The sequence below is a fragment of the Microvirga sesbaniae genome (assembly GCF_025460805.1).
Lineage (GTDB): Bacteria > Pseudomonadota > Alphaproteobacteria > Rhizobiales > Beijerinckiaceae > Microvirga > Microvirga sesbaniae.
Genome location: NZ_JAMXFJ010000021.1, coordinates 25,397 through 39,664, shown reverse-complemented (window position 1 = coordinate 39,664; position 14,268 = coordinate 25,397). Strand labels below are relative to the sequence as shown.

Below are 14,268 nucleotides of genomic sequence, written 5' to 3'. Positions count from 1 at the left end.
AACCGATTATGCAGCTTCCCGTTCGGTTTCGAACGCCAGAACGGCATCGACATCCAGAACAATCAGGAGCTTGTCGTGCAGCTGATGAACTCCCTGCGATAGCCCAACCCAGCCTCGGTCCATGTGAACCGGATTGGGCTGCATCTCGTCTGGATCGAGCTTGAGGACTTCGCCGACCTCGTCAACGAGGAGGCCGTAAGCCTCCCCATGGTTTTCGAGTCCGACCGCCATGCGTCGTTCAACGCTGGTCGAGTCTCCCAAGCCGAGGCGTCGGCGGAGCGAAACGGCAGTCACGACCCGGCCACGCAGGTTCAGAAGACCTGCAATTTCGCCGGGGGCCAGCGGGACAGTCGTCATCTCACTGACGACGAAAACATCATGAACACGGCTTATCGGCAAGCCGAGGAGCTGCCCAGCGACCGTGACCGTCACGAATTCCATCTGCTTGGAGGTAACCTTGGTTGCACCGGTTGCAATCGGTTCAATCTGTTTCATTCTTATGCAGCCTCTTCAAGCGATGCGTTCAGCTCTGCCAGGGCGGAGAGGAGCCCCCGTCTGTCGATTTTCGAAACGATCTCCGAAATACGCAGTTTCCTCGCAAGGGCAATCTGCTGCGCGTCAGGTTTGACGGTCATTCCGATGACAGGGGTGGAACTGTGATGCGGATCGGCTCGCAGAGAAGCAACCAACGCAAAGCCGGAATGTCCCGAGAGTTCCAGATCGGTGACGATCACATCGACCTGCAACCCGTTCGACAGGAGGCGAACTGCCTCCTGGGCCGTCGCGGCGGTTTGAACCCTGTATCCTGACGCCTTGAGGACGGGGACAAGCATATCGCGGAAGAACGTCGAGCTGTCGACGAGGAGCAGGGATTTGTCGGGTCCGCCGCGCCGGTCCTTGCGGGCCCAGGTTTCAAGAACCATCGGAAGGTAATGTGCGATGTTGACGATCTCGGTCGTGCGGCCACGGACCACGGCAGATCCAACCAGGTCGGACCGCTCGGCAAGCAGCTCCACGTCGAGTTTGTCTTCAACGATGTCGACGATCTCGGCGACAGCCAGGCCCATGGAGACTTCGCCATCGGAGAACACCAGCAGAGATTGCATCCCCTGCCGCTTGATGGCCAGTTCATCGTCGCACGATACGAGAGGCATCAAGCGTCCGCGATACTGGACGACCGGGCGGCCGCTGGACCACTCGATGGTCGAGGCATCGATTTCTTCCAGACGGGTTACGAGAGAGAGCGGAACCGCCTTGAGACTTTCCCCACCGCCGCGGAAGACAAGCAGGCTCGTCAATTCATCCGCCGCCGCGATCGTTTGCTCAAGGCCGGCATCGCTCTGGAACTCGTTGCTGTCGGCGCCCGAGCCCACCATCCGGGCGAGACCGTTGGGATCGATGATGAGCACGACGGCGCCATCGCCCAGAATTGTATTGCCGGAGAAGAGCTGGATATGTCGCAACTTCGACGACATCGGCTTCACGACGATCTCTTCGGTATGGAAGACACCGTCGACAAGGATGCCGAAGCGCTGGTGGGCGACCTGTGTCACGACGACGAAGCCGTTATTGACGTCCTCATTCCCGGACAGGCCCATGACCTTCGAGAGCGGGACGATCGGCAGCAGCCGGTCCCGCAGGCGGAGGATGGGCGTCCCGTTGATCCGTTCGATCGAATGCTCGGACGACGGCGACACTCTGACGAGTTCGGAGACGGCGACCTGGGGTATCGCAAAGCGCTGATCCTTCGAAGCCACGATGAGCGCGGCCACGATCGCCAGGGTCAGCGGGATCTTGATCGTGAATGTTGTGCCGCGTCCCTGCTCGGAACGGATATCGACGGTGCCTCCGATCAGCTCGATATTGGTCTTGACGACGTCCATGCCGACGCCGCGCCCCGACACGGATGTGACTTTCGCGGCTGTCGAGAAGCCCGGATGGAAAATGAACTTGGCCACTTGCGCATCGCTCATGCGCTCCACTTCGGAATCGCCCGCGATGCCTCTCTCGACAGCCTTCTTCCGGATGGCGGCAAAGTTCAGGCCCTTGCCGTCATCGGAGATTTCGATCGTGATCGACCCGCCCTCGTGATAGGCATTGAGGCGGATCGTACCTTTCTCGGGCTTTCCGGCAGCCTTTCGATCCGCCGGGCTCTCGATGCCGTGGTCAGCCGAATTGCGGACCATGTGCGTGAGAGGATCTTTGATGACTTCGAGCACCTGCCGATCGAGCTCGGTGTCGGCACCCTGCATCACGAGCTCGATCTTCTTGGAAAGTTCGTTCGAGAGGTCCCGGACGACGCGGGGAAGCTTCTGCCACGCATTGCCGATTGGCTGCATGCGGGTCTTCATGACCCCGTCCTGCAGCTCTGCCGTCACCTGGGACAACCGCTGCAAGGGTACCTTGTATCCGTGGTCGTCGGAGCTTCTCCTGGCGATCTCGAGCAGCTGGTTCCGGGTCAGAACGAGCTCCGAGACCATGGTCATCAGATGCTCGAGCGTGTCCACATTCACGCGGATGGTTTGGACCTTCCCGGCGATGCCCTCAGCTCCTTCGCCGGCATCCGATGCGTCCGAATTCTTCTTGGACGCCTGGGCCGGACGCTGAGGCGCTGCGGCCTCCGCTTTCGGGGCACTGGCGGCGGGCTTGTCAATGACCAGGGGAGCCGGCCCGGGCGCTTCTCGGAACGCTCGCTCGAGCTCGTCGAGCGACACCTCGCCGGGCTTCAACGGACGTTCCAGCACCTGATAGGTCAGCGTGCCGGAGGTCGAAGCCTTCTCTGGACCTGGCGCCTCCTGGAAGGCCCGCTCGAGCTCGTCCAGCGAGACCTCTCCCGGCTTCAGCTCGCGCTCCAGGACCTGATAGACCAACTGGCCGGAGGATTGCGGCGACGGCGCAGGAACGAAGGGTTCGGGAGCGGGCGCTTCCTGTGATGCCATCTTGTCGAGCATCTCGATCAGATCGCCGTCGGACCCTTCGGGCTCCGCGCCCTGCCGCTCGAGCTCGCCCAGGATCTCCTTGATCCGATCGAGGGTCGCAAGGATGAGCGAGACGGCAGGCGTTGTAACCGGCATGCCGTCCCGGAATTTTCCCATGAGGGTCTCAGCCGCATGGGCAAGAGCTTCAAGGCGCGGCAAACCGAGGAATCCGCAGGTTCCCTTGATGGTATGAACCAGCCGGAAGATGTTGCTGAGAATTGCCTCGTTATTGGGGTCTTGCTCGAATCGGACCATCTCCACGTCGACCGTCTCGAGGTGCTCGTTGGTCTCGGTTAGAAATTCAAGAAGAAGGTCGTCCATTGCCGTATCTCAACTCTAGTTACGCGAACTGACGGGCACAATCATCGAGCCCCTCACGATGGATGAATCCTGCGGCCTTCACGCCGGCAACAAAGCGCTGAACCTCATGTCCATGCTTGGAGTTCGAAGGGCGGCATCCTGAGCCTCGCTCAAGAACTGGAAGATGCCCAGCCGGTGTGAGAACGTCCCTGGATGGGAGTCGCCAAGACTTGCGCCGTCATACCCTGCCCCGATAGCCCTGTTCACTCCGTCAGAGGTCTGCTGATGTTCTTGTCGGGGCAGGTCTGGCGCGGTCCGACGACCTCAAGGGTCAAGAACGACGATCCAGAAAAGCTCCCATGTCATTGCAGCTTCACTCATGACGCTGAGGAAGAATAAGTCCTCGTTCCCTGCAATAAAGTTAACGCCATGAAGACAAACCGATTTTATTTCGGAACTTTCGTCAAACATCGGGATCCGCTGCATTGCGATGTTCAGCAGCTGCAGCGCACTGATCGATGGAAAGACCCTTTGCCGGTCCAGGTTCCATGCCGTCCATGCGCTGCGTCCGCCGAGCAGCGATCCACGGTCCGCGCATTTCCCGCGGCGGGCTCTCGTTCCCGCATCATGGCGACAACACAAAAAACCCCGCGAGGGCTCGGGCCCGCGGGGGATTGCTGCAATCACGACATATCAGGGATTTCGCTGGCCGGTGGTTATCGGCCGCGGATCGCTGAACGGAGCCTCCGACGGGCAGACCTATGAAGCTGCCCCGACGTAGGAATAGCCGATATACCGCTTGGCATCGATAGGGTCATAACCAAGACGTTGCCGAAGCTTCTTCCGCAATTTGCTGATGTGCCCTTCCACGACGCTGTCCTCGACGTCGTCGCTGTAGATCCCATAGACCGCGTCGAAGATCTGCTTCTTGGTCAGACGATGTCCTCTCTTGCGGACCAGGTATTCGAGGATATGCCGCTCGCGGCGCGGAAGCGCCAAAGGCATCCCGTCGACCTCCGGATCGCGACCATCGAAGAAGACCTTCAACCGGTCGGCGTCGTTGTGCATCTTCTTTCCGGCACCCGCATTGACCCGACGCCACACGGCTTCCGACCGGGCGAGGATCTCGCGAACATGGACGGGTTTGCGGACGACGTCGTCAAATTTCGCCGTGAAGAGTTCCAGGGTCTCCTCGAGGGACCGAACATCGCTCAAAGCGATAATAGGGGCTTTGGAATAGCGGCGGATGCTTTCGGCAGAATGGACCCGCTCTTCGAAGCTCCCAAGGACGAAGCCTTGAACCGCTTCGAGATCGGCGTCGGATGCCGATTCCAGCCAGTCGGTGAATTCGTTAGCGTACAAGCCAAGGGAGGATATGCCTTCGCGCTTGAAGCTTGCAACATATCCAGACGTAACCATCTGCCGGTCATCGACGACGATATACATTTTATTCTGCCCCGCCTTAATAATTAAGTGCGTTCTTCACATTTTTGCTTTTCGCCAGGGATATATTTACTTTGGATATCCACGTCATTCGGCGATGTGGAGAATGTATATTTTGCCCCCATGACGGACAATACGTAAATAATGGGAGCGACCCCGAGGTTATGGTTAATGCCGTTTAACAAACCTTAAGCAGCTCTTAAGGGGCCTCTCGGTGAGGGTCAGGGGCAGCGGCCTCTCCGGATCGCAGGAGCAACAGGCTGACAATCCAGTGCTTTTTACCATTCCGATGTTGCAGAATTGCAGTCACCGGCGCAGGCTGGCCGCCGATGACACGAAATATCTACGTAGTGTCCGCAGTTTTTCTCTACGTGGAACCACGTATCCGCCTGTCCCGCTCGATCCGTGGCGCCCGACCGTTCCAGGCGAATCCGCTGACGACCGGTCCCGGCCGCGAATGGTCTCGGCTCATCGCAATCCTGAACCGGAGCCCGCACCAGGATCGAATCCCGCATCGCTTCGTATCTGATGAAGATTGCGCGGAGCGGACTTCCTCTCGCGCGCGTCCCGTTATTGGACTTGCGGCCCGACGGAGGCCGTCGGGCAAGGCCGCACGCCCGTTGAACGTCCGCCGGTCCGCGTAGGTCCTGTTAACCGTAATGGCGAGGGAGCTTTCGCCGCTGCTTGACCTCAACCGTAACTGGCGGCTATCCCAGGGTTGAATATAGTTCAGTTTATTGCAGACAGAACCAACGTCAGCACTATGGCAGGCCTGATTGACGGGCCAGCATGACGCTTTGCCATTTTACCGGTTGTGAGCCCGGATGTTCCATCAGCGGCAGATCGAGATGTCCTCGAGGCATGACGCCATTCTGCTGTGTCCGTTGGGCTCCGACATCTCCTGAGCAACTTGTATGCTTCGGCGTGGGCGATTTCAGAATGGTAGAATGTCCTGGCCACTGCGATGCACCTCGTTGGAACGAGGTCGACCGCCTTGCTGCCCTTCATCAATTCGACATCCTTGATACCGAAGCGGAGCTCGAATTCGACAGCATCGCAAAAGTTGCAGCAGAGATCTGCAAGACGGAAACGGCATTCATCTCCTTCCTGGATGAGCACAGGCAGTGGTTCAAGGCGCGGATCGGCCTCGAGATCTCAGAGACGCCTCGCGAGATCTCGATATGCAACCATGCGATGCTGCATCCGGGAGTGTTTGTTGTTTCAGACCTGGCAACCGATCCTCGATTTCAGAATCATCCGTTAGCCAACGGACGTTCCAAGTTTTCATTCTACGCGGGAGCACCTCTTAAAACGAAGGACGGCCTTCCGCTGGGGATGCTGTGCGTGCTCGGCCACGAAGCACGCCCGAAGGGTTTGAGCGAGCAACAGGAGCACGCTTTGACGGCCCTCGCGGGCGCGGTGATGTGTCAACTGGAGCTGAAGCTCGCCAACAGGGCGGCCGCAGACCGCGAGGAGTTTACGCGGCGTCTGCTGGCCGGCTCCGACGACTGCATCAAAGTCTTCGACCTCAAAGGTGGCCTTCGCTTCATGAGCCAAAGCGGTTTGCGCGCGATGGATGTGGCGGATTTCAGTACGATCGAAAGTCGCAGCTGGGCTGATCTCTGGAGCGGTGTCGCCGAGAGAGAGGCGTGTGAAGCGCTCGAGAAAGCGAAATCGGGCGGGATTGGACGTTTTCAGGGCCCTTGTGCGACAACGGCAGGGGGGCAGAGATGGTGGGACGTGGTGGTCACGCCCATCATGGGGCGCGATGGGACTCCACAAGCGTATCTGTGCATCTCCCGCGACGTGACGGAGCTCCGCCGAGCAGAGCAGAGCCTCCGAAAGAGCGAGAAGCGCCTTCGCACGCTCATGGACGTCATGCCCCTCTCCTTTACGTCTCCGCAGGTGGTCTGGTTCAGCGATCCGGACGGGGAACTCACATACTGCAACGATGTTTGGCATGAATATGCAGGGCCCGGTCCCGCCTCGACGCCAAAAGGCTGGTTCACGGTGATCCACCCGCTCCATCGCGAGCGGGCTTCCGAGATGTGGGACGGCGCTCTTCGCGGCGGTCAATCGTTCGAACTTGAGATGCCGCTGCGACGTGCGTCGGATGGGATGCATCGTTGGTTCATCATCCGAGGGCAACCGCTCAAGAATGAGCACGGCAAGGTTGAGCAATGGTTCGGCATTGCCATGGATATTCACGAGCGCAAGCAGTCAGAGCAGGCTCTGAGGGAAAGTGAAGAACGTTTGCGTCTCGCCTTGAAAGCCGCGCATATGATGGCGTGGGAGTTCAATCCGCAGACAGGTGCCACCACGCGGTCTGAGAATGCGCTTGCACTCCTGGGCGTCACGCCTGGCACTGATAGAACCTTCATGACGGGTGTCCATCCGGACGACCATCAGAGGGTCGAAGAGTTCCTTCAACGGATCCAGATCCGCGGTTCCGACGCCGTGGAGTGCCGTTACGTACTGCCGAACGGTGAGATTCGATGGCTCCGAGCGCGGGCCGAGAGAGCCGGGACCGATCGGATCGTAGGTGTCACGTTCGATATCAGCGAGCAAAAGGAAGCCGAGGAGGAAATCTGGCGCTCGGCCAATCACGACGCGCTTACGGGTCTTCCCAACCGCAATCTCTTCCAACGTCGGCTTGAGGCCGCCCTCGCTTCCGCCCAGAAGGGCGGCACGAGCGTCAGCCTCCTGCTGATCGACCTGGATGATTTCAAGGACATCAACGACACGCTTGGTCATGATGCGGGTGACGCGCTGCTGCAGGAGACGGCCCGTCGTCTCTCGGCCATGGTTCGCGCTTGTGATACCGTGGCTCGGGTCGGTGGAGATGAGTTCGCGGTGCTGGTTGTCGATCCCCTCAAGCTCGAAAACGCCGCGCGTTTGGGCACCTTGATTTCAGATATGCTGCGCAAGCCTTTCACATACCGGAAGCGAACCCTCATCAGTCGCGTAAGCATCGGCGTCGCGGCGTTCCCAGATCACGATGGGACGCCGACGGAACTGGTCAAAGATGCGGATATTGCCATGTACCAGGCAAAATCTCAGGGGCGCAACAGAGTCGTCACGTACTCGCCGGACATGCGGAGAGTTCTCGAACAGCGCGTCTCTTTGGGACGAGGGATGCGAGAGGCGGTCGAAAGCGATCAGATCATTCCGTTCTACCAGCCGAAAGTGAATCTCTCGACAGGCGAAATCGTCGGCCTTGAGGCCCTGGCGCGCTGGCAGCATCCAACGAAAGGCGTTCTGACTCCCGACACCTTCGGGGCCGTCTTCGAGGACCATGAAACAGCAATATCGATCGGGAAGGCTCTGATCTCGAAGATCGCAGCGGATGTGCGTCAGTGGCTTGATCAGGACCTCCCTTTCGGCCGCATCGCGCTGAACCTGTCGCCGGCTGAGTTCGGCCAGTCGGGGCTGGTCGACGGCATGTTGAGAACGTTCGACTGGCTAAAAATTCCGCCCAGGGTCTTCGAGGTCGAGGTCACGGAGACCGTGCTCCTGGGGAGGAACTCCAGCAACGTCGCCTCGGCTCTCGCACAGTTTCGGGAACACGGCATTCAGATTGCGCTCGACGATTTTGGAACCGGCTATGCCTCGCTGACACACCTGAAGCAGTTTCCCGTCGACCACATCAAGATCGATAGAAGCTTCATCCGTGATCTCGAGCATGATTCCGGCGACGAGGCGATCACGGCGGCCGTCATCGGCCTTGGCAGAAGCCTGCAATTGCAGGTGACGGCGGAGGGCGTGGAGACGCATGGTCAAGCCCGGCGCCTGCGTGATCTGGGATGTGATCATGCGCAGGGCTACCTCTATGCGAAGCCCATGGCGGCGTCCCATGTCCCGGATCTCTTGATGCAGTGGGACAGAATGCTCATAAAGCCCCGATCTGAGAGAAACATGGAACTCTTGAGCCGCTAGAGCATCGGACCCAAAAGTGGACCCACTTTTGGGATCAGATCCGATGCTTTCTTCTTGAATGAGAGCATCGGTCAGAACGGAAAACCGGATCCACTTTTCCGCACGATGCGCTAGGGGCAGAGGGCGGAGGGATATGGCACGCCGGGCGGCAACGCAGCCCAACCGGCCGTACTGGCAGCCGGGCCAAGCCCATCACCGTCCTTAGGAGTTTGAGCTTCCCCGAGCATTTCTGGTCCGGGAGGAACCTCCAGGGCTTACTTATGTTATTCCTTTTAATGCTCAAGCCAGCCTATCAAGAAGACTGCCCCATCGCGAGGTTGTTTGGCAGAGGAGTAGGCGCATGGCGGTCTCTGAAAGCACGCAGGCATTGCAGGATTGTCGAATCCTCGTGGTCGAGGACGAGTATTTCATTGCCGAGGACATGGCTCTGGCTTTGGAAAGACTAGGCGCCACGGTCATCGGACCTGCTTCTGACCGGGAGAAAGCTCTGGCCCTGCTCTCGTCTTCGGAGCAGGTCGATGCGGCCGTGCTCGACATCAACCTGCGTGGCGCGGCCGTCTTCCCTGTCGCCGACGCCCTGATCGAGCAAGGCATTCCGTTCGTGTTTGCGACGGGTTATGCACCGGCCTCCGTTCCGCAGGCTTACTCGTCAGTCCCGTGCTGGGAAAAGCCCTTCAACCCAAATGACTTGGCGCAAGTTCTACCCCCACTCGTCAGGGTTGCGCGCTGATGCTCAGGCTTGGTGAAAGCCGCTCCAAGGGCCATTCATCAAATCTGTCGATACCCTCACGCCGTGATCGGCTCCACGCCCCGCTCCGTGCTAAGGTGGTCGGCCAAGCGAGGACTTGTTCCGATGAGCGTTACGATTGCGAGCCCCCAACTCCGGGCTCAGGTGTCCGATAAAGGCGCAGAGCTCGTTCGGCTTCAGGACGAGCGGGGCCGGGACCTTCTGTGGGACGGCGATCCTGCCTTCTGGACTGGGCGCTCCCCACTTCTCTTTCCCGTCGTCGGCCGTGTGAGCAATGATCGGATCCAAGTCGATGGCTCCGAATATGAGCTGCCAAAGCATGGTTTTGCACGGGGATCCCGGTTCGAGATCAAAGAGGTCGAGCCGTCCCGGTGCCTGTTCCGCCTGCATTCCGACGAGGCCACGCTTCGGCAGTATCCGTTTCCCTTCCAACTCGACGTTTCCTACACGATCGACGGAACGACGCTGACGATCGCAGCTTCAGTCACCAATTCCGGCTCGGCCGCCATGCCGGTCTCATTCGGATTTCACCCGGCCTTTCGATGGCCGCTGCCGTTTGGGGCGCCGCGGGAGGCACACGCAATTCGTTTCGAGCGCGAGGAGCCCGCTCCAATTCGCCGGCCGGTCGACGGTCTGATCAGCAGCAAAGCCGAGACGAGCCCCGTTCGCGATGGAACGCTCTTACTGGACGACGCGCTGTTTGAGGCGGATGCTCTTGTCTTCGACCGCCTCGAAAGCCGATCGGTCGTCTATGGAGCGCCACAGGGCGGATCGATCCGTGTCGACTTCTCAGGGATGCCGCATCTGGGCATCTGGACCAAGCCTGGCGCCGGCTTCATCTGCATCGAACCTTGGCAGGGTCATGCGGATCCGGAAGGCTTCGATGGTGAATTGTCCACTAAGCCAGGCATTGTTCTCATTCAGCCCGGCGGAGCGCGTGACTTCGTCATGAAGATCACGATCCGTCACGGGGGAGTCTGATCCTGTCGCCGGGGACCTTCAAGCTGCGCGTTGGCCACTCCGATGCCCGCCCGGCCTATTGGCTCGTCACGAGTTCACGGATGTGCTGAACCACGTCTTCGCTGGAATACGGCTTCGGGACGAAACGGCCGTCATCGGGGATCTGCCCGGGGGTGGGCTTGTGATAGGCAGACGAGATCAGGAGCGAGATGTGCGGCCACCGTTGCTGGACATTTTCAGCCAGATCAAGTCCATTCATGGATCCCGGCATGTCGATGTCGGTAAAAAGCACCTGGACGTCGTCGGAGCAGGTTTCCAGAACCGCAAGGGCTACATCGGCATTGGCCGCTTCCAGCACATGAAAGCCGGCATCTTCCAAATCGCCGGCCGCCGCCATCCGCACGAGGAGTTCATCCTCGACGAGCAGAACAACCGGAGTGTCCTCTGAATATTTGTTCATCATGAGCCATGGAACGAAACTAACTTATGTTAGTTCCTACAGCTCAGGTAGGTTTTTGAGCGGGAATCCAGAGACATGGCATCGCACAAGTACAAGGTCGGAGATCAGGTGCGAATGGTCAAGCTTGCCAGCACCAACACCGTCGAGGCCTTCCTGAACATGGTTGCGACCATCGACGTCGTCCAGCCTCAAGACACCTGGGAGGTGATCCGACTTCTCCCTGCCGACAGCAGCGGCTTTCAGTACCACATCAAAGGCAACCAGCAAGGCCCGGAGCGCCTCGTGCGCGAGGAGCAGCTTCAGCCCGCCTGATGAACCCTCCTGAGGGAAGCACCGCCCGACAGCTGGACAAATGGCGGTGCCCCCTCACAGGTTCCGTGGCAGCAGCGGGCTCAGCCTGCCTTGCGGACAGGGGCTTGCTCTGCCTGCTCGGCCATGGGCTTCGTCCGGGAGCGGAATTCGTGCAGCTCCTGGCGGACCGTTTCAAGGACCGGATTGAAAGCCGGCCCGTGCTCCTTCGCGATATCGACCAGCACATCGATCGCCCGAAGCAGACGCTCCTCCGTGACTGGCTCCCACTTGCGTCCTGACCACTCGTCCATCTCAGACCCTCCTCGTGGATCGAGGGAGACACTGGTCCAGAGAGTCTTGCATCCGGGTTAAAGCGTCCGATCAAATGCGGTCGTGCAAAACCGACGAACCGGCTCTCCGCCTCTGCAATGCAGATCAAGACCAAACCTTATGGTGAGTAGTTCAGGACCGTCTCCACTCAATAAGTGCGTGGAACCACTGAGTAATTCGGAAGGTTTACGGTTGAACCAGGCCGTTCGGCCTGCACCCGACAACCGAGGCAGTGTCGATCATGGCGAATAATCCGGCAATTCAGCAACTTGGAGGGAGGCAATCCTCCTCAACCTCGACTGTCACGACCATGTGGGCCGTGGTGCTCGGATGGGCCCTCCTTCGGCTCGTTGTCGGAGGGGATCGCGCGGATCCCGTCCAAACAGGACGATCGTCGTCGCAACCGGCATCGACCCGCCGTCAGGACCGACGGAGCGATTCAGACTTGGGCGAGAAGCAGCATGCCCCGCCGCAGGCAGCTGCCGAGAAGGGGCGCGGGCGGAGCGCCGACACGCCAACGGAGATCCCAGCCCAAGGATGGAAAGACATCCTGTGGCGCACCTATGAAGAGTTCGGCAAAGACCGCATCATGTCGGTTGCGGCCGGCGTCACCTACTACGCCCTGCTGGCGCTCTTTCCGGCGATCGCAGCCCTTGTCTCCATCTACGGCCTCTTTGCCGATCCGGCCACGATCCAGGATCATCTCAATACCCTGTCGGGCGTGTTGCCCGGGGGTGCGCTCGACATCATCCGCGAACAGGTCACCCGTATCGCGTCCAAGGGCGGCGGTGCTCTCGGGTTCGGCTTCATCTTCGGTCTTGGCTTGTCCCTGTGGAGCGCCAATGCCGGCATGAAGGCCATCTTCGACGCCCTCAACATCGTCTATGGCGAGGAGGAGAAGAGAAGCTTCATCAAACTGAACCTGATGTCCCTGTCCTTCACCTTGGGAGCGATCGTCTTCATTCTTGTCGCCCTCACCGGAATCATCGTTCTGCCGATCGTGCTCAACTTCATCGGCCTGGGCTCAGGAGCCGAATGGCTGGTATCCCTTGCGCGCTGGCCGATTCTGCTGATCGGAGTCGTGCTGGGCTTATCGCTGATCTACCGGTTCGGGCCGAGCCGTGACAAGGCAGAGTGGCGGTGGGTCACGCCCGGCGGGATCATCGCTGCGGTCCTGTGGCTTGCCGTCTCCATGCTGTTCTCATGGTATGTCGCGAATTTCGGAAGCTACAACGAGACCTATGGCTCGCTTGGCGCCGTCATCGGCTTCATGACCTGGATCTGGCTGTCGACAATCGTCGTCTTGCTGGGTGCCGAGATCAACTCGGAGATGGAGCACCAGACGGCGAAGGATACAACCGAAGGCACCGACCAGCCCATGGGCGTTCGTGGCGCACGGATGGCCGACACGATCGGGGTCGCGAAGAGCTGATCACCGGAAGAACGACCAGAGAAGGCGCTTCCCCGGGGGGCGCCTTCTTTCATGTCGATGCCTGAGGCGTCCCGCTCCGCCATCGATCCCGAACGAACAAGGGCGCGCTGTTGGTTATCCAGCGCGCCCCTATGGGCCGTCTATGTCTGTCGCAGGGCCTTAGAGCTGTTTCCCCTGGCGTGGAATCACCTCTCTTCTTTGGCTTGCCGCATGTTTGACGGCGAACCGGGTCCACTTCGCCGAAAAATGCTCTAGACTTGTCCGGCCGAGATCGTACCTCCGACAGCCGGTATCTTGCGAGGCAACGTGCCGTCATTGGCCTGTTCGTCCGAGAACCAGGCAATCGTCGCTCCCAAGCCAGTATCCAGCGCTGTGCGTGGCGACCATCCGAGGAGTTTCTTGGCCAGGGATATGTCGGGACGCCGGCGGCGCGGATCATCGACCGGCAAAGGCCGCGTGACAACGCGGGAAGAAGAGCCGGTCATGGCGAGAACCTTCTCGGCCAGATCACCCACGGTGAGCTCGACCGGGTTGCCGAGGTTGACCGCACCCGGGAACGGGCCGTCATAGGCCATCAGGCGCAAGAAACCATCGACGAGGTCGGACACGTAGCAGAACGATCGTGTCTGGCTTCCGTCCCCGTAGACCGTGATCTCTTCGCCTGCAAGAGCCTGGCAGATGTAGTTGGACACGACGCGGCCGTCGTCGGCACGCATGCGCGGGCCATAGGTATTGAAGATCCGCGCCACGCGAACGTCGGCCCTTCCTGCACGGTCGAAGTCGAAGGTCAGCGTCTCGGCGGCGCGCTTGCCTTCGTCATAACATGCGCGCGGCCCGGTCGGATTGACGTTGCCCCAATAGCTCTCCGTCTGCGGGTGCACTTCCGGATCGCCATAGATTTCGCTGGTCGAAGCGAGAAAGAAGCGGGCACCTGTCGCCTCAGCGAACGTGAGAAGATTGTGCGTGCCCACGACGCTCGTCAGCATCGTGTGCTCCGGATCGGCTTGATAATGCGGAGGGGAGGCTGCACAGGCAAGATTGAAGACCTGATCGACCTTCAGCCGCTTCGACCGCAGCCGGGTCGGCAGAGGCTTGATGATATCGCTGTCGATGACATCGAAGCGCGGCTCCCGCTCCAAATGGCGGATATTCTGCTTTCGACCCGTTTGAAAATTGTCGAGGACGGTCACATGAGCACCTTCGCTGAGAAGAGCATCGCAGAGGTGCGACCCAAGGAATCCGGCCCCACCGGCTACGAGAACATGCTTACTTGTGCCATTCTTCATGAGAACGCTCCTTCTCAGACCTTCAGAGGGTCTCAAGGTACAAACCTACTCTGCCCCAACCGCAAAGCCTGGCATTTGTTCAATGCCTCGCTTGAATCTATTCA

The 14,268-nt window shown here is 59.7% G+C and carries 12 protein-coding genes; 5 read left to right on the top strand and 7 right to left on the bottom strand.

Features of this window, described 5'->3' with window-relative positions:
• Positions 1-6 precede the first annotated feature (6 nt).
• The 4 genes from OCW50_RS23120 to OCW50_RS23105 form a co-directional block, all read right to left on the bottom strand.
• Complete coding sequence (locus OCW50_RS23120; protein WP_262299124.1) at positions 7-495, bottom strand: chemotaxis protein CheW; 489 nt, start codon at positions 493-495, stop codon at positions 7-9.
• Positions 496-497: 2 nt separating this feature from the next.
• Entirely contained in the window at positions 498-3,299 is a 2,802-nt protein-coding gene (locus tag OCW50_RS23115; protein WP_262299123.1) for a hybrid sensor histidine kinase/response regulator, read from the bottom strand.
• Between the two features lie 303 nt (positions 3,300-3,602).
• Positions 3,603-3,965, bottom strand: coding sequence for a hypothetical protein (locus OCW50_RS23110; RefSeq protein WP_262299122.1), 363 nt, complete (start codon positions 3,963-3,965; stop codon positions 3,603-3,605).
• A gap of 72 nt (positions 3,966-4,037) precedes the next feature.
• Positions 4,038-4,724, bottom strand: a complete 687-nt coding sequence (locus tag OCW50_RS23105; RefSeq protein ID WP_262268036.1) for a response regulator transcription factor — start codon at positions 4,722-4,724, stop codon at positions 4,038-4,040.
• 921 nt (positions 4,725-5,645) lie between these two features.
• Between OCW50_RS23105 and OCW50_RS33240 the strand changes: the two genes are divergently transcribed.
• The 3 genes from OCW50_RS33240 (at position 5,646) to OCW50_RS23080 (ending at position 10,386) form a co-directional block, all read left to right on the top strand.
• Positions 5,646-8,657: a bifunctional diguanylate cyclase/phosphodiesterase gene (locus tag OCW50_RS33240; RefSeq protein ID WP_315974464.1), complete on the top strand. Its 3,012-nt coding sequence runs from the start codon at positions 5,646-5,648 to the stop codon at positions 8,655-8,657.
• A 340-nt stretch (positions 8,658-8,997) separates the two neighbouring features.
• The gene (locus OCW50_RS23085; RefSeq protein ID WP_262299121.1) at positions 8,998-9,387 is read left to right on the top strand and encodes a response regulator; all 390 of its coding nucleotides are present in this window, start codon (positions 8,998-9,000) and stop codon (positions 9,385-9,387) included.
• Positions 9,388-9,510: 123 nt separating this feature from the next.
• A complete protein-coding gene (locus OCW50_RS23080) occupies positions 9,511-10,386 on the top strand; it encodes an aldose 1-epimerase family protein (RefSeq protein ID WP_262299120.1) in 876 nt (291 codons plus the stop codon).
• A 55-nt stretch (positions 10,387-10,441) separates the two neighbouring features.
• Here OCW50_RS23080 and OCW50_RS23075 read toward each other — a convergent pair whose 3' ends face one another.
• Positions 10,442-10,828 (bottom strand): response regulator, encoded by a 387-nt coding sequence (locus OCW50_RS23075; RefSeq protein WP_262268039.1) that lies wholly within the window; start codon positions 10,826-10,828, stop codon positions 10,442-10,444.
• 72 nt (positions 10,829-10,900) lie between these two features.
• On the opposite strand from OCW50_RS23075, the gene OCW50_RS23070 reads away from it, so the two are divergent.
• Positions 10,901-11,137 carry a hypothetical protein gene (locus OCW50_RS23070; protein ID WP_262268040.1) on the top strand — a complete coding sequence of 79 codons (237 nt, stop codon included), beginning with the start codon at positions 10,901-10,903 and terminating at the stop codon, positions 11,135-11,137.
• An 80-nt stretch (positions 11,138-11,217) separates the two neighbouring features.
• Here the strand turns inward: OCW50_RS23070 and OCW50_RS23065 are convergent, their stop codons facing one another.
• On the bottom strand, positions 11,218-11,427 hold the full coding sequence (locus OCW50_RS23065) for a hypothetical protein (protein WP_262268041.1): 210 nt from the start codon (positions 11,425-11,427) through the stop codon (positions 11,218-11,220).
• Between the two features lie 260 nt (positions 11,428-11,687).
• Here OCW50_RS23065 and OCW50_RS23060 point away from each other — a divergent pair, with 260 nt between their 5' ends.
• Positions 11,688-12,878, top strand: coding sequence for a YihY/virulence factor BrkB family protein (locus OCW50_RS23060; protein ID WP_262299119.1), 1,191 nt, complete (start codon positions 11,688-11,690; stop codon positions 12,876-12,878).
• A 251-nt stretch (positions 12,879-13,129) separates the two neighbouring features.
• On the opposite strand, the gene OCW50_RS23055 is transcribed toward OCW50_RS23060, so the two are convergent.
• Positions 13,130-14,164 (bottom strand): UDP-glucuronic acid decarboxylase family protein, encoded by a 1,035-nt coding sequence (locus OCW50_RS23055; RefSeq protein WP_262299118.1) that lies wholly within the window; start codon positions 14,162-14,164, stop codon positions 13,130-13,132.
• Positions 14,165-14,268 lie beyond the last annotated feature (104 nt).

Bases quoted from the DNA above. Each gene is read 5' to 3' on its own strand.
- OCW50_RS23120 (WP_262299124.1), bottom strand. From the start codon at position 495: ATGAAACAGATTGAACCGATTGCAACCGGTGCAACCAAGGTTACCTCC.
- OCW50_RS23115 (WP_262299123.1), bottom strand. From the start codon at position 3,299: ATGGACGACCTTCTTCTTGAATTTCTAACCGAGACCAACGAGCACCTC.
- OCW50_RS23105 (WP_262268036.1), bottom strand. From the start codon at position 4,724: ATGTATATCGTCGTCGATGACCGGCAGATGGTTACGTCTGGATATGTT.
- OCW50_RS23085 (WP_262299121.1), top strand. From the start codon at position 8,998: ATGGCGGTCTCTGAAAGCACGCAGGCATTGCAGGATTGTCGAATCCTC.
- OCW50_RS23080 (WP_262299120.1), top strand. From the start codon at position 9,511: ATGAGCGTTACGATTGCGAGCCCCCAACTCCGGGCTCAGGTGTCCGAT.
- OCW50_RS23075 (WP_262268039.1), bottom strand. From the start codon at position 10,828: ATGATGAACAAATATTCAGAGGACACTCCGGTTGTTCTGCTCGTCGAG.
- OCW50_RS23070 (WP_262268040.1), top strand. From the start codon at position 10,901: ATGGCATCGCACAAGTACAAGGTCGGAGATCAGGTGCGAATGGTCAAG.
- OCW50_RS23065 (WP_262268041.1), bottom strand. From the start codon at position 11,427: ATGGACGAGTGGTCAGGACGCAAGTGGGAGCCAGTCACGGAGGAGCGT.
- OCW50_RS23060 (WP_262299119.1), top strand. From the start codon at position 11,688: ATGGCGAATAATCCGGCAATTCAGCAACTTGGAGGGAGGCAATCCTCC.
- OCW50_RS23055 (WP_262299118.1), bottom strand. From the start codon at position 14,164: ATGAAGAATGGCACAAGTAAGCATGTTCTCGTAGCCGGTGGGGCCGGA.